The sequence below is a fragment of the Bradyrhizobium sp. CCBAU 11361 genome (assembly GCF_028128935.1).
GTDB lineage: Bacteria > Pseudomonadota > Alphaproteobacteria > Rhizobiales > Xanthobacteraceae > Bradyrhizobium > Bradyrhizobium niftali.
Genome location: NZ_LBJZ01000024.1, coordinates 61004 through 78648, shown reverse-complemented (window position 1 = coordinate 78648; position 17645 = coordinate 61004). Strand labels below are relative to the sequence as shown.

Sequence of the window (17645 nt, the reverse complement as noted above, 5' to 3'; positions counted from 1 at the left end):
GCGGTTCACCGCTGGCACGCGCTCCCGCCGACGGACTCAAGCCTCCGCCACCGCATCGGCCCACGGATGGAAGATCTCGACCGCGCCCGAATTCGTGTCGCCGTCGCGCATGATCACGCTCGGGCAGGCGAACTTCATCGGCACCGCCTGCACCTGCGTCTCCTCATAGTCGAAGCGCGCCGCAAGCGCCTTGCGTGTGTCCGCCGGCAGCCTGATATCGCCGATCACGACCGCGCCCTCGCTGGCGTCGATGCGCGGCTGATGGATCGCCGCGTCGAGGTCCATGCCGAAATCCATCGCGAAGGATGCGAGCTGCATCACCGCGGGCAGGATGCGGCGGCCGCCGGAGGCGCCGATGGCGAGACGCTTGCCGTCCCTGGTCTCGGCGATGACGGGCGTGTAGTTGGTGAGGCAGCGCTTGCCAGGTGCGAGCGAGTTGGTGGTGCCCGGCGTCGGATCGAACCACATGATGCCGTTGTTCATGGCGATGCCGGTGTGCGGCGTCACGTATTTCGAGCCGAAAGACGAGAGCAGCGTCTGCGTGACCGCGGCGATATTGCCGTGGCGGTCGACGACGGAGAAATGCGTGGTGCAGGCCGGTGCCAGATATTCGGCGCCGAGCGAGCGCTTGCCGTCGGCATCGCCCATGTCCTTGAGCCGCTCGCGATAGGCCGCTTGCAGGGCGAGCGCATATTCGGCGTAGGTCGCCGCATTCGGCGCGGTGCCCGGCTTCAGATTCTGCTGCAACAGGCGCAGCGCATGTGCCATCGTCGGTCCGGCCGTGAGCTCCGGCGTCGCAAACACCTTGCCGCCGCGATAGGGAATCGCCAGCGGCTCGCGCGGATGGGCGCGGAACGCGGCGAGATCCTCCACCGACAGCGAGCCGCCGTCGGCCTTGATGTCGGATGCGATGCTCTTGGCGAGATCGCCCTCGTAGAAATCGCGCGGTCCGGCTTCGGCGAGGTGAGCCAGCGTCGCCTTCAACTTGTCCTGCGGCAGCCGCGTCTCGAACTTGATGCCCCAGGGCGCGCTCGGCGGCAGGCCGTCCTTCAGGAACGCCGCTGCGCTTGCGGGATAACGCCGGAGATCGGCCGCCGAGCTTGCGATCGTCAGTGTGGTCCACCAATCGGCCAGCAGGCCTTCGCCGGCGAGTGCGGCGGCCGGCGCGACCAGGTCTTTCCACGGCAGTTTGGCGTGGCGGCGATGCGCTTCCTCCATGCCGGCAACGACGCCGGGCACGGCAATCGCGCCGGGGCCATGGACGTTGCGGTCGTCCTTCACCCGCGGCCAGGGAAAGAGATCGGAGGCTGCGCCTTCGCCGCTGAGCGGATAGTCGGCGACGCGCAGGCTCTGCGGCGCGCACATGCCGTAGTCGATCACCTCGTAGCGATTTTCCCTGGCGCGGTAGAGCACCATCGCGCCGCCGCCGCCGATGCCGCTGTTCCAGGGCTCCAGCACGTTCAGCGCCATGGTGGTCGCGACGACCGCGTCGACGCAATCGCCGCCCGCCGCCAGCACCTGCGCCCCCACTTCGGCGGCCCGGCGCGACTGCGCGGCGACGATGCCGCCCTTGGACTTGACGGCTGGCTTGCGGACGGTTTGGGCGAGGCTGAACTGGTGAGGCATGATGCGGTCTTGTGTCTGTCTTCGGTGGTCTTGTCTTCGTGGACTTGGCTTCGTTGCGCCGACTTGAAAGCTCCGCAATTGGCGAAGCGCGCGGACAATGGCACATTGCGGCCAACGAGAACATCCAAAGGGAGAAGCGGCATGGCTGATGTGAAACAGGCGCGGGATGGCGCGGTCGGGATCCTGACGCTGGACGAGCCGGCGAGCCTGAACGCGATGACGCCGGACCTGCTAGGCGCGCTGGCGGTCGCCGTCGGCGAGATGACGCAGGACGAGGGTGTTCGTGCGCTGATCCTCACCGGCGCCGGGCGCGGCTTCTGCTCGGGATAGAATTTGAAAGCCTCCGAGGCGCTCGGCGAGGACATCGCGGCCGGCGTGATGCGCTTCTACTGGCCCGCCTTCAGGGCATTGCGTGAATGCCGCGTGCCCGTCGTCGTCGCCGTCAACGGGGTGGCGGCCGGCGGCGGCTTCAGCCTCGCGATGGCCGGCGACATGATCGTCGCGGCGCGGTCGGCGAGCTTCATCCAGGTGTTCAGCCGCATTGCGCTGGTGCCAGATCTCGGCTCGACCTGGCTGTTGCCGCGGCTGATCGGCCGCCAGCGCGCGCTCGAGCTGATGCTCCTGAACGAGCCGCTGACGGCTGAACGCGCCCAGGAGATCGGCCTGGTGCGACAGGTCGTCGACGATGACAAGCTGATGGGGGAGGCATTGACGCTGGCGCGCCGCCTGGCCGACGGTCCGACGCGCGCTCTGGTCGCGACGCGCGCGCTGGTCGAGGAGAGCGAGCACGCGACCTACGAGGCCCAGTTCCGCCGCGAGATCGAGCTTCAGGCCACGATCCGCACGAGCGCCGACGCGATCGAGGGCCGCAATGCCTTTGTCGAGAAGCGTAAGGCGAAGTTCACCGGGCGGTGAAGGGGGATCTCTGCTTCCTCGCCGTCATGGCCGGGCATAGCCGTCCGAAGGACGGCGTCGCCTCCGCTCGCCTACGTCCCGGCTATCCACGTTCTTCTGACGTGAGGGCCAAGACGTGGATGCCCGGGACAGGCCCGGGCATGACGAATGGAGAGACCGATCTGTCGGGAAAACGGCCGAACCGCAGCGCTCAGAGCGTGCGGTTCAGCCGGCTGGCCTGATACTTGGCGCGCCATTTCGGGCCGGGCCCGCGCATGTAGTGCAATTCGGGGCGGTAGGGGTCGCCGGCGACTTTCACCAGCGTCTGCCACTTGGTGGCAACGAAGTTCAGGGGCTGGCGGAGCAGGGTCAGTGAAGCAAGCAGCATGGCATCACCTCAATGCGGCTTGCCGAGCATGGCGGTGAAGGGGAGGTCGAAGATCTCCTCGCCGTCGTCGTCGCTGACATGGATCACCCAGTCGCGCCAGTCTTCCGCACCGGGCGTCAGGATCATCGTGCGCATGATCTGGGCGGCGCGGTCGCGTGCCTCGGTCAGATTGGCTACCGCCGTGCCGTACCGATCGATCAGCGTGCCTTCGGTATTGGAGCAGTGGAAATACATCTGGACCATACACGCCTCCTGTAGAAAGCGATTGGGACGGCAAACCGATACCACCCCAGGCATTCGCGAAACATTCGGGACGAGCCCGGTAAGGGAATCTACGGAGATTGGTCGGCTCCAAGGTCGTTATAGGTTTAATCACAGGCGGGTGATGGGCAACTGGACGGCGCTGAGGCGGCATGGAACAACCCTGGACGATACGTCCGGGAGGCCGCTGTGAACTGCTTCACATTCTGCTGTGTACGCCCGAGCCTGCGCTTGTTCGCGGTAGCCGTCGTCGGCGTGCTGCTCGGCCTGGCCCCGGCCTCGTCCGAGCAGCTCAGGAGGAGCGGCTATGCGATCGGCACGGAAAGCTGCGGCAGCGGCGATCTCACTTTTCCAAGACTCCAGATCGACATGAAGGCCGGATTTTGCGCCGGCCTCGTCGCCAGCGAGGACGATCACCTCAAATTTCCGCGTTCGATCGTCCAGGTGCCCGGCCGAGACCTGTTCGTGGTCGCCGACATGGGCGGCTGGGGCCACACCGATGGACGGCTGCTGCTGCTCGATCTGCATGCGCCCCTGGGCCAGCGGTTCAAGGAGCTGCTGACCGGCCTCGAATTCCCGTTCGGCCTCGTGATCGGCCCGGACAAGAGGCTCTATGCCTCGACCGCGGAGGCGATCTTCCGGTTCGATCCGCTCGCTGACAATCCGCGCGGCACGGTCGAGACCGTCATCCGTCACATGCCGGGCCGCCGGATCACGCTGCCCGATGGCACCAGGCTCGACGAGAGCGCGCATCCGCTCAAGCAGTTCGTGTTCGATCGCGACGGCCGGCTGTTCGTCAATGTCGGCTCGCACAGCGACGACTGCATCACGCGCGCGCCGATCACAAGACCCTGTGCGGCGGCCGAGGGCGCCTCCGCGATGGCCGCGATCTGGCTGTTCACGCCGCCGTCAGGCGGCGTCTTCCCGGCGTTGAAGCCGAACGACCCTGACCCGCCGCACAACGTCTATGCGCGCGGTCTGCGCAATTCGATGGCGCTGGCACTGCATCCGAACTTCCCGGATGCCGGCTACGCCTTCCTGCAAGGCGAGAATGGCCGCGACCTGCCCGACATCTTCAAGCCCAACGAGGAGATCAACGCGATCGAGCAGGGCAGGCATTATGGCTGGCCCTATTGCTACGACCTGTCGACGCCGAGCCCCGAATTCAGGATCGTGCTGCAATCCGGGACCTACAAATCGCTCTGCACGGCCAATGCACTCTACAAGCCGCCGTTCTCGCTGCTGCCGCCGCACGGCGCGCCGCTCGCGATGCTCTATTATCACGGCGCGAAATTCCCGGAGCTCGAGGGCAGGCTGCTGGTCGGCCTGCATGGCTATCGCCCGACCGGCAGCCGCGTCCTCGTCTACGATGTCGACGACCACGGCTTCCCCAGGCCGAGCCCTGCGCCGGTGCGCTACCACGTCAGCTGCGCGGCTGATCCGACCCACAGCTTCCAGACCGACGCCGGCGAGGTCGCCGCCGCGCCGTTCGACGAGCTGATTGCAGGCTGGCACCGCGTCAACGGCGCGCGGCCGCAAGGCGCGCCGGTCGGCATGACGGTCGCCGAGGACGGCGCGATCTGGCTGGTCGAGGACAAGAACCAGACCGTGATCCGCATTGACCGTGCCGCGGGCGATCCGCCGGCGCCGCTGCCCTGCGACACGCGCAGCCAGGCGATGATCGACCAGCTCGCGGCCTTCGTTGCCAGGGACGCGCAGAACAGCGTTCGCCTCACCACGCTGCGCAAGGGCCTCGTCGAGAAGCATTGCCTCGGCTGCCATTCGGATTTCGGCCTGAAGGCAGGGCAGTCGGATGCGGAGAAGGACGCAACCGTGCTCCGCTTCATGCTGGCGCAGGACGGCTGGATCTATCCGGGCGACCCTGATGCCGGCAGGCTACGCACGCGCCTTCGCGGTCTCGGCGCGGAGAAGCTGATGCCGCCGGGCGGCGAAAGCCTGCCGAGGACCGAGCCCGGCTATGCGCGTCTGCTCGACACCGCCGACCTGCTCGCTGCCAGGATGGTTCCGGGAACGCGGATGCGGATCAAGGCCGGTCCGCCGCAACGCAAGTTCTTCGGCAAGACCAACAAGGAATGCGGCGAAATACCGGCTGCCAAGGTCGTTGTCGTGACACAAAGGAGCGCTGTAGACAAACCCGGCTTCAGCCGATTCTTCCGGCCGGCCGATCCCTATCTGAACGGCGAGTGCACCGACGACGATGGCTATTACATCCGGCAGGAATTTCTGGTGCCTGTGCAGTAGCATTTTGCTCATCGCGACGCCCCCGGATGCTGCCGAAACCAAGCTGTTCGACAGCGTGCAGGTGACGCCCGCCAGCGAATACACGTTCGGCATCGAAGGACCCGCTGCCGATCTCGATGGCAATTTGTTCGTCGTCAATCTCGGCAAGCCCGGCACCATCGGCAGGCTGCCTGCGGGCGCTGCCGCTTCGGAGCTGTTCACGACACTCCCCGAAGGCAGCGTCGGCAACGCGATCCGTTTCGATCGGAGCGGCACAATGTTCATTGCCGACTACAAGAAGCACAACATCTTCACCATTGCGAAGGGAAGCGCCGAGCCTGCCGTCTGGTTTCACTCCGACGAGATGAACCAGCCCAACGACATCACGGTCGCGCGCGACGGCACGATCTATGCGAGCGATCCGAACTGGAAGGGCCGCGAGGGCCACATCTGGCGCATCGCGAAAGCCGCCGACGGAACGGTGCAGGGGCAGGTGATGCCGGCGCCCCGCGCGATGGGCACCACCAACGGCATCGACCTCAGCCCCGATGGCAAGACGCTCTATGTCGGCGAGTCCAGCAGCGGCCAGATCTGGTCCTACACGATCAGCGGCAACGAGCTCACCGGCGCAAGGCTGGTGAAGTCGTTTCAGCCCGACACCGTCGACGGGCTGCGCACCGACGTTGCCGGCCGCCTCTACGTCGCGCGCATTCTCAAGGGCACGATCGCGCTGATGAAGCCCAATGGCGCGGTCGAGCGCGAGATCGCGTTGAAAGGCAAGGAGCCGACCAACCTCGCCTTCGGCGGCAATGACGGCAAGACCGTCTTCGTCACGCAGCGCCAGGGCGGCTTCGTCGAGGCCTTCCGTACCGACCAGCCGGGTCGCGAGCACTGTCTACAGCGCGGGCGCTGCTGAGCTCGAGCGATTGAAAGGCGGCCTGCTCCCGCCGCAGAGCAATGCGGCAAGGGACGGCATTCTTCTTGCTTGCATCGGGCCGTCGCAGGGATTTAGACATCTTTGGGCACCGTTAGAGAGCACGCGACCACGGAGTGTTTGAGTGAAAGCCGTCCATACCGAACTGCACCGCAGCCACGATCCGCAATTCTTCCTGGTTCGCGGTGTCGTCAAGCGCACCACCGAGCAGCCGGAGCGCGCCGACCGCCTGCTCAAGGGGTTGAAGGACGGCAAGCATCAACTGGTCGAGCCCACGACATTCGGGCAGGGGCCCCGCGCGCGCATTCACAGCCCGGAATACCTGTCGTTCCTGAGCGAGGCCTGGGACGCCTGGACTGCGCTCGGCGATTCCGGCCCCGAGATGATCGGCAACATCCATCCCGTGCGCCACGCCGCGACCTATCCGACTCACATCGTCGGCAAGCTCGGCTGGCACACCGCCGACACTGCGGCGCCGATCGGCCCCGGCACCTGGGCTGCGGCCTGCGCTGCGACGGACGTTGCGGTCACCGCGGCGCAGATGGTGATGGACGGCGAGGACGCGACCTACGCGCTCTGCCGTCCGCCCGGCCATCACGCCTATCGCGACATGGCCGGCGGCTTCTGCTTCCTCAACAACAGCGCGATCGCCGCGGCGCATCTGCGGCTCAAGCACGAGCGCGTCGTGATCCTCGACGTCGACGTCCATCACGGCAACGGCACGCAAGGAATCTTCTACGCGCGGCCGGACGTGTACACGGTGTCGATCCATGCCGATCCCGTCGCATATTATCCTTATGTCTGGGGCTATGCGCACGAGCGCGGCGAAGGTCCCGGCCTCGGTACCAACCTCAACATCCCCCTGGCGATCGGCACCGGCGACGATGGCTACATCCAGGCGATGGACGTTGCGCGCAAGGCGATCGAGTCCTTTGCTCCCGGCGCCCTCGTCATCGCCCTCGGCCTCGATGCCTCCGAGCACGATCCGCTGAAGGGCCTTGCCGTCACCACGCCGGGCTTCCGCCGTATCGGCCAGGCCATCGCCAGGATGGGCCTGCCGACCGTGTTCGTGCAGGAGGGCGGCTACCTCTCGGACATCCTGGGTGCGAACCTGACCTCGGTGCTGGCAGGATTCGAGGAGGCGCGTTGACATCTTCGCCTCTCCCCGCGTGCGGGGAGAGGGAGACGATCCGCCGCGCCCTAATCCTTGAACAGAATCTGCTCCAGCAGGTCGACCCGCCTGATCCGGATGGTGCTGCCGTCGATGGCGATGATGCGGCGGTTCTGGAAGCGCTTCAGCATCATCGTCACCCATTGCCGGGTCGAGCCGACCATGGCCGCGATCTGGTCATGGGTGATCTTGCGGTTGATGATGACGGTGTCGCCGTCGGCAATGCCATGCAGCTCCGACAGAGTGAGCAGGAACTGCGCCAACCATTCGATCACCGACCGCGTGCCGAGGATCTGCGCCATCGAAGAGTAGCATTTGCCCTTGGCGATGAGGCCGTCGATCAGCGCCAGCGCGAACGTCGGCATGGCGGTCAGCAGCTTCTCGAGCGCTGGGCCTGACAGCGCCGAGATCTCGCAGGCCTCGATCGCGATGCCGGACCACATGTGGATGCCGCCGCCCGAGATCTCCGGACCTCCGATGAAGTGCCCCGGCGTCCAATAGGCGAGCGTGATCTCGCGCCCCGACGGCGCCGTATAGTAGACCCGCACCTGCCCGCGCCGGATGATGAAGATGCCGTCATGGCGGTCGCCCTGGCTGAACACCATCTCGCCTTGCGGAACGGTGATCGTGCGTCCGGCTGCATGCACGCGCGCCCGCTGCGGCGCCGACAGGCGATCGAGGAAATGCGCGCCGGCATTCAGTCCGTCGATCGTCTCGCTCATGAACAGCGCCGAGCTTGCGGTCTTCGCGCGTGCGCTGGGGGCGCGCCGCGTCTTCGCGCGGTCTGCCCAGTCGAACTGAACCCCTGCGTGGCGTCCGTCAGCGAAAGCAGCGGGCTCGGTCGCGGCAGCTTCCTTGAGTATGGTCATCGCAATCCGTCAGCTCTCGGAGGTCTTGCGAATAGGTAAGGACGCCAATGGCGCGATGTCCATCTGTTTGCGATCGTTCCAAATCACTTAGCAAAGCTTGATACGTGCGGCGATCGCCTGCGAAACGATTCTCCTGTCGATCTTGTCGTCTTGAGAAAATCCTTTGCGCCGCTCGCGACTGAATCGCGAAGCGGGCGGTCCGCGACAGCGATGCAATTAATTGCTTCAACCGCTACGTCGCGCCTTCGATAGTGCCGGCTCGCACCGCTGCCGGCATGAGCCCGGCTTCCGAGGACAGCTCGATGATCGACTTCAGCATTTTGAGAATGAGCGCGGCCGCCGTGGCCATGACCATTGCCACGTTCGGACCGTCGCAGGCGGAGACGATCCGCGTCGCGGTGGGAACGCAGGATACGACCATCAATTGCGCGGCCGCGAAGCCACGACCTTGTCACCGAGCCCGAGTTCGTGCGTCTGAAGCGGCATGTCATGCAGCTCTTGCGGCGGCCGGGGGCACTGAGCCGCTGGCGCGGCTCAGCCCGCTCGGCGTCTGATCTCAAAACATCCCGCTCGCCGCAAGCGCCTTGCAGACGTGCTGCATCTCGGCCTCGTCCGCGACCATGTCGAGCATGATCGTGGTCAACCCCTTCGCCGCAAATTCCTTCAGCCTCGCGCCGATCTCGGCATAGCTGCTGACGAGATAGGGGCAGTCGGCCTGGAAGGTCAGGAACGGCAGCAGCCAATAGCCATTGTCCGCGAGCTCGCCGCTCTGACCCTCGTACAGCCGCCGCTTCCACACGGAGTCGCTGTTCTCCACGGTGAGCGCGAGCAGCTCGCGATCATCGGGGGTGTCGCGGAAGCGCGCCTTGGCCGCCTGCCGCGCCTCGTCGCGGCTCTCGCGCGCGAAGATGCCGAAATTCATGCCTGATACATCGAGCCCGCGATCGAGGTCCGGCGGCAGCATCTGCATCTTGATGCAGCCGGTCTCCTTTGCCACGCGCTGTGCCGCCTCGGACTGGCCCGCGATCAGGAATTCCGGCATCAGCTCCGCCGGCAGGCGGGGGCGCAGTTGCAGATTGCTCGCGCGGTAGAACCGGCCCTCGACATTCACCGGTCGCGGACTCGAGAGCAATTGCCGCATCAGCGCCACGAATTCGCCGAGCCGGACGTAGCGGTCGGCATGGGACTGGTCGTCGCCGAGGCCCTGCAAGTCGCTGACCGCGGTCCCCGTGATCATGTTGAGATAGACCTTGCGGCCGTAGAGCTGCGCGAAGGACGAGACGAATTTCGCTGCCGTGAACGGGTGCATGTAGACCGGATTGACGGCGATCAGCGGCGAAGATCGCGTCGTCCCTGCCATGATGTGCTGGGCCATGGCCCAGGGCTCGACGAACACGTCGTTGCCTTCGAACAGCAGAATGCCTTCGAAGCCGTTGCGGTCGGCGAACTGCGCCACCCGCATCAGCTCGCCGACATATTTTCTGGGGTCGCGGTTGCGCGAGATCGCGGGGAAGACGCGCAGCCGCGAGGTCGTCATTCAGCCGCTTCCTGGAGCGGCCAGGCATTGCGGCTGATGGGAAGGCCGCCGTCTGCGCGGGAGCCGTCGGCGATCGCGAGGCGATGCGAGGGGGAGGGCGAGCACAGCGAGAAGCGCCATCCCTGCGGATCGTCGGCGATATCGGGCTTGAAGCTGATCTCGATGGCCTCGCGCGACACCTGCATCGCGAAGGCGTCGAGCGGCAAGTTGAGCCCAAAGCCCCTGGCCTTCAGATAGGCCTCCTTGAGCGTCCAATAGTCGAAGAAGCGCTCGATCGCCGCCGGCTCCGGCAGGCTGCGCAGCGTTTCGACCTCCTCCGGCGCAAAGAAGCGATTCGCGGTGGAGAGCGGGGCGACACGCCGTGACACGGTTTCGACGTCGACGCCGACGGCCTCATGCCTGGACACGACGCAGGCGACGCAGCCATCGGCATGCGACAGGCTAAAATGCAGCGCGGTCGAGGTCGCCGGCGCAGCGACAAACGGCCGCCCGTAGCGGCCGGCCCCAAAGGACCAGTCGGAGGGAGCGACGTTGGGCGCGACCTGCGATAGCGCCAGGCGCAGCATGGCATGGGCGAAAATATATTGCCGCCGGTGCCGCTCGAACATGAAGCGGTCGGCGCGGACCCGTTCGTCGACCGAGAGCAGGCGCCGGCACGCATCGGCCGCGCCCGGCGCGTCAATAGTCTCGATCAGTCCGACAAACAGTTCAATTCTGTCGTCTGCCATCCAATCAGGCCCATGGCGTCAGGCGGAGGCCAAATCCCCCGGCCCTGACGGAAGAATCAATTGAGCAAGAACCAACTGAGCGGACCGTTGTTATCGGTCCACCCGGGCGAATTCTTGTCGATTTGCAGGCCGGTTTACGAGCTCAAGCTTGTGCGAGACCCCAACTCGCAGGCGAGTGGCCCATTCTCCGAAAGATTCGTGCGGCGTCCCTGCCGACTAATCTTACTTTTTCTTCTTGGCCTTCTTCGAGCCGCCCAGCATGGAAAGGCTGGCGTCGACGTCCTTCAGCGCGGACTGGAGCTTCTTCTTCTCGTCGGTCAGCAACTTTTGCAGGGCCTTGCGGTCCTTGTCACTCAACGAGGTGCCCTTGGTAAATTTGATGAAACCCATAACACTCCCCCGGTTGAAAATTTTCGTCCAAATCAAAACGCGAGAATAATCTTGCGCGCTGGCGCCAAATAATCAAGATGCAACTTGGTCATTCACAGCTTTGGCGAGTGAACCAGTATTCGCCCGTCCTGTGCAGCCGTCAAGCCGCCCTGCGATCGAGCAACCGGCCGAGCGGCGTGTTGGGTTGGGCGGCGGCGGCCCCCAGCAGCGCGACGAGATCCTCCATCCACTCGCCGACCATGCGGCCGTCGAGCAGTTCGCCCTTGTAATTGCATGAACCGGTGATTCCGGTCGGGCGCTCCTTGAGCATCAGCGACAGCCAGGTCTGGTCGATCGGCAGCACCGGCTGCCCCTCGCGCGCGACGTTTCCGATCGAGTGCACCGCAATCTCCGGCAGATCGAGCGGCTGGCGCAGCGGGTTTTGCAGCGTGAAATAGACCTGGAGCAGCGCGGCCGGGGCGATCCCCTCCTGCTCCAGATGGTCCGCCAGCATGTTGAACGGCAGCTCCTGCCGCGCATGCGCATCGAGCACGCTCTGGCGCACCCGCACCAAGGCTTGCGCGAACGACAGATCCGGCGTGATTTTCGTGCGGACGATCACCGTATTCTCGAACGGGCCGACGATTCGCTCGGTGTCCGGCTGGGCGCGATTGGCCATGGCGGTGGCGACCGAGATGTCGGGGCGGCCGGTCCGTGCCAGCAGCAGGGCCTTCAGGCCGGTGAGCAGGCACATGAACAGCGTGGCGTTCTGTTGGCCGGCGAACGCCGTGAGCCGCGCGATCAGATCGGGCTCGAGCCTGAGCGGTTGGTGACCGGTGGATGCGCCCGGGCTTGCGTCGCCGTCAAAGACCGGGGCCGCGCCGCGCAGATTCTCCGTCCAGTCGGCGGCCTGGCGGCGGGCGGCGTCGGTGCCGCACCACCAGCGCTGCCAGCGCGCGACGTCCGAAAAGGCCGGCGGCAGTTTCGGCAGCGGCGCCGACGGACGTCCGGCCAGCGCCGCATAACGGCTCGACAATTCCTCGAACAGCACGCCGATCGACCAGCCGTCGGCAGCGGCATGATGCAGCGTCAGCAGCAGAACGTGGTCGTCGGCATGAAGCCGCAACAGCCGTGCCCGCAACAGCGGCGGCCGCACGGTGTCGAACGGGGTGTAGCTCTCCTGCTCGATCAGGAGATCGATCTTCCTGAGTTCGAGGGCTTGGCGCCGCTTGTTGTTGTGCGGCCGCCCGTCGCCGATGACCTCGACGGTGAGGACGGGCCCGAGTTCGCCGGGTGTGGCGAGGCGGCTGATGGGCTCCCCGCCGTTCCAGCCGAACGCAGTCCGCAGCGATTCGTGGCGGCGCACGATGTCGCCGAACGCCTGGGCGAGGATGGCCGGATCGAGCGGGCCCTGGAGGCGAAAGGCAAAGGGCAGGTTGAACAGCGGCAGGCCCGGCAGGTTCTGCTCGATGCGAATCATCTGGTCCTGCGCGATCGAGAGCGTTGGCGGGCCGCTTTCGATCAGCCGCGACACGCTTGCGGCAGGCTTGTGCGGCTCGGCGGCCACGGCCTCGTCGACCCGGCGGGCGAGCTCCTCGATCGTCGGCGCCTCGAAGATGGTCTTGATCGGCAGCGAGACGCCGAGCGCACGGGCGACGCGCGCCATCGCCTGGCCCGCCAGCAGCGAATGGCCGCCGAGATCGAAGAAATTGTCGGTGACACCGAGGCTCTCGACCTTCAGCAGATCGATCCAGATGTCGGAGAGCACCTTTTCGGTGAAACGCCGCGCCGGCACCGCCGCATCCGGCCCCGACGCTTCCTGCTGCACGGGCGCCAGCAGTGCGGACCGGTCGATCTTGCCATGGGCGTTGAGCGGCACCTGATCCAGGAACAGGAATGCGGACGGGATGGCGTGGCCGGGCAGCCGGCCCTTCAGGAATTCGCGCAGCTCGCTGGCGCTGACCCGGCTGCCGGGCCTTGCGACGATATGGGCGATCAGCCTGACATCGCCGCTGGCCTCGCGGCGCGGCTCGACGATGCCGGCGCGCACGCTCGGATGGTCGGCCAGCGCGTTCTCGATCTCCTTGAGCTCGACGCGGTAGCCGCGAACCTTGACCTGATGGTCGGCGCGGCCGAGGCACTCGATCGTGCCGTCGGCGCGGCGGCGGGCGAGGTCGCCGGTCCTGTACAGCCGGCTGGCAGCCTGGCGCGAGAACGGATCGGGCAGGAAGCGTTGCTTGTTTTGCGCGGGATCGTTGACATAGCCGCGTCCGACGCCGGCGCCGCCGATGCAGAGCTCGCCGGTCACGCCGACCGGCTGCGGCTCAAGGTTGGCGTCAAGCACGTAAAGCTGGGTGTTCGGCAGCGGCGCGCCGACCGGAACGTTGCCCGTCGCGGTCGCCGGCGGCTTGGTCAGGCGATGCAGGGAGACGTCGTCGGAACATTCCGACGCACCATAGGCATTGATCAGCGGCACCTTCGGGCAGCGGGCGAACCAGGCGCGGCAGAGATCGGCCGGCAGCGGCTCGCCGGTCGAGATCAGGAGGCGCAACCTTGCGAAGGCGCGCTGGATCTTCGCCTCGTCCATGCGATCGAGAATCACCCGCAGCAGCGACGGGACGATCTCGAGCACGGTGATGTGCTCGCGTTCGATCTCCCGCGCGAGCAGGACCGGGTCCTGCACGATCGCGTTGCCGCAAATGTGCACGCGGGCGCCGACCATCGGTCCGGCGAGGAACTGCCAGACCGAGATGACAAAGCTCTGCGGCGCGGTCTGCGCGATCACATCCCTGGCCGAGAGGTTCAGCCCGGATATCAGCGATGCCAGATGGTTCGACAGCCCGCGCTGCTCGATCATGACGCCCTTCGGCGCGCCCGAGGAGCCGGAGGTAAAGATGAGATAGGCGAGGCTGGATGCTGCGCGCCGCGCGGCGCTGGCCGGCTTGGTCGCCCCTGGCGCGATCGCGTCTTCGAGCTCGGCCACCTGGATGCGCTCGACCAGCGGCTCGATCAGCGCCTCGACCATGGCCGACTGGGCGCGCCCGGTCAGCAGCACGCGGGCGCAGCTCGATCCGAGAATGGTCGCAAGCCGCGCCGGCGGCTGGTCGGGATCGAGGTTCAGGAAGGCCGCGCCCACGCGCTGCACCGCAATCATTGCGGCGAGCAGATCGGGGCCGCGCTCCGCGAGCAAGGCGACCACGCTCTCGGACCCGACGCCTTCGCGGACCAGCCAGCGCGCAGCCGCCTGGTTGCGCCGGGCCAGTTCGCGATAGCTCAGGGATGTGTGTCCGTCCGACACCGCAACAGCGTTCGGCGTCGTCCTGGCCTGACGGTCGAAGCGTTCGCTTAAGTTGCCGCGGGTGGTGAAATTGGCCGGCACGCCGTGGCCTTTCGCCAGCGTTTGCCGGCGTTCGGCTTCGGTCAGCAGCGGCAGGCGCGAGATGCGCTGTTCCGGATTGGCGATGACGGCCTTGAGCAGGGTCTTGAATTGAGCAGCCATGTCCTCGATCGTGGCCGCGTCGAACAGATCGGTGGCGTACTCGAAGAACCCGGTGAATCGCCCGTCGGCCTCGACCAGCTCGAGCGTGATGTCGAAGCGCGCCACTTCTGGATCGACCTCCAGCCGCCGCGTCGACAGGCCGGGGAAACGTGCCGCCTCGATCGAGGCGTTCTGGAGGATGAACATGATCCGGAACAGCGGATTGCCGTCGCTCCGGCGCGCGATCTGGAGCGCACGCAGCACCTCCTCGATCGGGAGATCCTGATTGCGGTAGGCATCCAGCGTGACCTGCCGCACCCGCCGCAACATTTCGCCGAAGCTCGGATCGCCGCCAAAGTCGTTGCGCAGGATCAGGGTGTTGGCGAACAGCCCGATCAGGCGTTCGCTCTCGATCTGGTTGCGATTGGCGATCAGCGATCCGGTCGCGACATCCTCATGCGAGGTGTGACGGAAGAGCAGGCACTGAAACACCGCGAGCAGGGTCATGAAGGGCGTGACGCCCTGGTCCTGGCTCAGCGCGCGGACATCGCCCGAGAGGGTTCTGGAGAATTCGAAATAGTGACGGGCGCCGTGACCGCTCCAGATCTCCGGCCGTGGCCGGTCGGTCCGCAGCGGCAGCGTGGTGACGCCGTCGAGCTGCGCCCGCCAGTAATCGAGCTGCTCCTTTGCTGCCGGCGTTCGCGCCCAGCTCTGCTGCCACAGCGCAAAGTCGCGATACTGGAAACTGGGCGCGGGCAGCGCCGCCACGCTGCTCTTGCGTCCCGCGGCATAATGGGCGGCGAGCTCCTCCCAGAACAGCCGCTGCGACCAGCCATCGGTGACGAGGTGATGCAAATTGACCACGAGCGCGTGTCTGGATTTGTCGAACGACAGCAGCGTGACCTTCAGCGGCGGCTCGTGCGCCAGATCGAACTTATATTGCGCGAGCTTGAGCGCCTCGCGCCGGATCACGGCGGCCTGCTTGTCCGCAGGGCAGGGCTTGAGCTTGATCCGCTCGAATTTTGGCGGCGATGGCAGCACAAGCTGCGCCGGCTCGCCCTGCCGTTCGATGAAGACCGAGCGCAGCGCCTCATGGCGGGCGCAGATCGCGGCGAGGCTCGCAGAAAGCGCGGCGACGTCGACCAGACCTTTGAGAACCGCGACTTCGACGACATTATAGTTGTAGCGGGTCGGATCGAGCCGCGAGAGCACGTACATCCGCTGCTGCTGGAACGACAGCGGCGCGTCTGCTGTCGCAGCTAGGGCCCGGCGCCAGGCCGGCAGTGTCGCTTCGCGATGGGTTGCGGCAGTCTCCAGCCGGGCCGCAAGCGCGGCGACCGTGGCGCAATCGAAAATGTCCTCGAACGAGAAGTCGACGTTGAAGCGTTCGCGCAGGCGCGAGCGCATCTGCGTCACCGCGAGCGAGCCCGCACCGAGCGCGAAGACGTCCTGATCGATGCCGACCTGCGGCAGCTCAAGCAGGCCGGCCCAGATCTCCGCGAGCAGCGTTTCCAGCGTGGTGCGCGGCAGGCGCGCCGCGTCGGCGTCCTCTGCCGTCGCGATCAGATCGGCCAGTGCATTGCGCTTGACCTTGCCGCTGGCGCCCTTCGGCAGCGCCGCCACGCTGCGGATCAGGCTCGGCACCTTGTAGGCCGCGAGACGCTTTCGCGCGAACTGGCGCAACTGGTCCGAGGTCGCCTCGGAATTTGCCCGCAACACCACGACAGCGGCGACGTTCTCGCCGAGCTTTGGGTGCGGAACGGCAAAGACGCCGGCCTCCAGCACCGCCGGATGGCTGAGCAGGACCTCTTCCACCTCCAGCGGCGAGATCTTCTGCCCGCCGCGATTGATGACGTCCTTGATGCGGCCGACGATGAAGAGATAACCGTCGGCATCGAGATAGCCGAGATCGCCGGTCCGGAACCAGCCGTTGCGGAATGCGGCCTGGGTCGCCGCCTCGTCATTGTGATAGCCACGCGTCATGTTCGCTCCGCGCAGAACGATCTCGCCGTGCTCGCCGCTCGCAAGCACGCGGCCCGTCTCGTCCATGATCGCGATCTCGGGCCCTGCGGCGCGGCCGACCGATCCGACCTTGCGCAGCTCGAACGGATTGGCGGCGATCTGCGAGGCCGCCTCCGTCATGCCGTAGGTCTCGAGCACGGGAACGCCGAACGTCGCCTCCAGTCCGCCAAGGATCGCGGGCGCGAGCGAGGCCGAGGCCGAGCGGATCACGCGCAGCGACGAGGCCCGGGCGCGGTCCGGATTCGCTTCCGCCGCCGTCAGCAGCGCGCGATGAATGGTCGGCACCGCCGTGTACCAGGTCGGTTGCAGCTCCCGCATCCAGCCGAAGAACGACGAGGCGTCGAAACAGTCGGTGCAGATCACGCTGGAGCCCGCGGCCAGCGCCGTCAGGAGGCCTGAGATCAGACCATGGGCGTGAAACAGCGGCAGGACGTTGAGCAGGCGATCATGGGATGTGAGCGACAGCACGCGGCCGGCATTGGTGGCGGACAGGCACACATTGCGATGCGTGAGCGGCACCATTTTCGGCCGCGCCGCCGTGCCCGACGTCAACAGGATGAATGCATCGTCGTCGCCGCGCGAGGCGCCGCTCGTGCGCGCCGGACCGATCGTGGGGCCCACGAACGCGCAGCCGCCGAGATCGTCTTTCGGCCCCGGCAAGAAATCGATCACCGCGATATCGAGCGCCCTGGCGACGTCGCGACTGGCCGAATTCATGTCGGCCCGGGTGACGAGTGCCGTCAGCTTCAATTCGCTGAAATAGCGTTGCAGCTCGTCCGCGGTTAGATCGGGATTGACGGGGATGCAGGCGCCGGCCGAGGCGACCGCGACCAGTGCCAGCGCGCTGTCGGCGCCGCGCGGCAGCGCAACTGCAATGCGGTCACCCGGCGCGATACCGAGCCCGCGCAGCGTGCGGACCAGATCCTGCGTCCGCTCGCCAAGCGCGCTGTAGGTGAGGGCCGGCCGGCCAGGGGCGAGCAGGGCGGGCGCCGCCGGCGTCCTGCGGGCGTAGAAGTCGAGAAGGCCGCCGATATGGGAAAAGATCTTCGTTTCGCCGCTCGCGCCGACCGTTCTCGCTCCGGATGCAATGTCCGACAATGCCATTCCTTTTTGATCTGATTGAGCTA

Annotated in this window: 12 protein-coding genes and 1 pseudogene; 5 read left to right on the top strand and 8 right to left on the bottom strand. The window is 66.4% G+C overall.

Annotation, left to right across the window (positions count from 1 at the left end):
- Positions 1-36: 36 nt before the first annotated feature.
- The gene (locus XI08_RS08165) at positions 37-1626 is read right to left on the bottom strand and encodes a gamma-glutamyltransferase family protein (RefSeq protein WP_271574054.1); all 1590 of its coding nucleotides are present in this window, start codon (positions 1624-1626) and stop codon (positions 37-39) included.
- A gap of 141 nt (positions 1627-1767) precedes the next feature.
- On the opposite strand from XI08_RS08165, the pseudogene XI08_RS08160 reads away from it, so the two are divergent.
- A pseudogene (locus XI08_RS08160) lies at positions 1768-2541 on the top strand (enoyl-CoA hydratase-related protein).
- Positions 2542-2731: 190 nt separating this feature from the next.
- Here XI08_RS08160 and XI08_RS08155 read toward each other — a convergent pair.
- Positions 2732-2908, bottom strand: coding sequence for a hypothetical protein (locus XI08_RS08155; RefSeq protein WP_167771207.1), 177 nt, complete (start codon positions 2906-2908; stop codon positions 2732-2734).
- A 9-nt stretch (positions 2909-2917) separates the two neighbouring features.
- Positions 2918-3151, bottom strand: coding sequence for a DUF6894 family protein (locus tag XI08_RS08150; RefSeq protein ID WP_271574053.1), 234 nt, complete (start codon positions 3149-3151; stop codon positions 2918-2920).
- Positions 3152-3358: 207 nt separating this feature from the next.
- Between XI08_RS08150 and XI08_RS08145 the strand changes: the two genes are divergently transcribed.
- The 3 genes from XI08_RS08145 (at position 3359) to XI08_RS08135 (ending at position 7494) form a co-directional block, all read left to right on the top strand.
- Positions 3359-5431, top strand: coding sequence for a PQQ-dependent sugar dehydrogenase (locus XI08_RS08145; RefSeq protein WP_442869778.1), 2073 nt, complete (start codon positions 3359-3361; stop codon positions 5429-5431).
- Entirely contained in the window at positions 5388-6326 is a 939-nt protein-coding gene (locus tag XI08_RS08140; RefSeq protein WP_271574051.1) for an SMP-30/gluconolactonase/LRE family protein, read from the top strand. Before XI08_RS08145 ends, XI08_RS08140 begins: the two co-directional genes overlap by 44 nt.
- 142 nt (positions 6327-6468) lie before the next feature.
- Entirely contained in the window at positions 6469-7494 is a 1026-nt protein-coding gene (locus tag XI08_RS08135) for a histone deacetylase family protein (protein ID WP_135176798.1), read from the top strand.
- 50 nt (positions 7495-7544) lie between these two features.
- Here XI08_RS08135 and XI08_RS08130 read toward each other — a convergent pair whose 3' ends face one another.
- On the bottom strand, positions 7545-8384 hold the full coding sequence (locus tag XI08_RS08130) for a Crp/Fnr family transcriptional regulator (protein WP_442869777.1): 840 nt from the start codon (positions 8382-8384) through the stop codon (positions 7545-7547).
- 302 nt (positions 8385-8686) lie between these two features.
- On the opposite strand from XI08_RS08130, the gene XI08_RS08125 reads away from it, so the two are divergent.
- Complete coding sequence (locus tag XI08_RS08125; RefSeq protein WP_271574050.1) at positions 8687-8938, top strand: hypothetical protein; 252 nt, start codon at positions 8687-8689, stop codon at positions 8936-8938.
- Positions 8939-8940: 2 nt separating this feature from the next.
- Here XI08_RS08125 and XI08_RS08120 read toward each other — a convergent pair whose 3' ends face one another.
- The 4 genes from XI08_RS08120 to XI08_RS08105 form a co-directional block, all read right to left on the bottom strand.
- Positions 8941-9921: an LLM class flavin-dependent oxidoreductase gene (locus XI08_RS08120; protein WP_271574049.1), complete on the bottom strand. Its 981-nt coding sequence runs from the start codon at positions 9919-9921 to the stop codon at positions 8941-8943.
- Positions 9918-10649 carry a 4'-phosphopantetheinyl transferase family protein gene (locus XI08_RS08115; protein WP_027549505.1) on the bottom strand — a complete coding sequence of 244 codons (732 nt, stop codon included), beginning with the start codon at positions 10647-10649 and terminating at the stop codon, positions 9918-9920. The genes XI08_RS08120 and XI08_RS08115 overlap by 4 nt, the downstream gene beginning before the upstream one ends.
- 222 nt (positions 10650-10871) lie before the next feature.
- Positions 10872-11039: a hypothetical protein gene (locus XI08_RS08110; protein ID WP_166466031.1), complete on the bottom strand. Its 168-nt coding sequence runs from the start codon at positions 11037-11039 to the stop codon at positions 10872-10874.
- A gap of 139 nt (positions 11040-11178) precedes the next feature.
- On the bottom strand, positions 11179-17622 hold the full coding sequence (locus XI08_RS08105) for a non-ribosomal peptide synthetase (protein ID WP_271574048.1): 6444 nt from the start codon (positions 17620-17622) through the stop codon (positions 11179-11181).
- Between the last annotated feature and the right edge of the window lie 23 nt (positions 17623-17645).

Bases quoted from the DNA above. Each gene is read 5' to 3' on its own strand.
- XI08_RS08165 (WP_271574054.1), bottom strand. From the start codon at position 1,626: ATGCCTCACCAGTTCAGCCTCGCCCAAACCGTCCGCAAGCCAGCCGTC.
- XI08_RS08155 (WP_167771207.1), bottom strand. From the start codon at position 2,908: ATGCTGCTTGCTTCACTGACCCTGCTCCGCCAGCCCCTGAACTTCGTT.
- XI08_RS08150 (WP_271574053.1), bottom strand. From the start codon at position 3,151: ATGGTCCAGATGTATTTCCACTGCTCCAATACCGAAGGCACGCTGATC.
- XI08_RS08140 (WP_271574051.1), top strand. From the start codon at position 5,388: ATGGCTATTACATCCGGCAGGAATTTCTGGTGCCTGTGCAGTAGCATT.
- XI08_RS08130 (WP_442869777.1), bottom strand. From the start codon at position 8,384: ATGACCATACTCAAGGAAGCTGCCGCGACCGAGCCCGCTGCTTTCGCT.
- XI08_RS08125 (WP_271574050.1), top strand. From the start codon at position 8,687: ATGATCGACTTCAGCATTTTGAGAATGAGCGCGGCCGCCGTGGCCATG.
- XI08_RS08120 (WP_271574049.1), bottom strand. From the start codon at position 9,921: ATGACGACCTCGCGGCTGCGCGTCTTCCCCGCGATCTCGCGCAACCGC.
- XI08_RS08115 (WP_027549505.1), bottom strand. From the start codon at position 10,649: ATGGCAGACGACAGAATTGAACTGTTTGTCGGACTGATCGAGACTATT.
- XI08_RS08110 (WP_166466031.1), bottom strand. From the start codon at position 11,039: ATGGGTTTCATCAAATTTACCAAGGGCACCTCGTTGAGTGACAAGGAC.
- XI08_RS08105 (WP_271574048.1), bottom strand. From the start codon at position 17,622: ATGGCATTGTCGGACATTGCATCCGGAGCGAGAACGGTCGGCGCGAGC.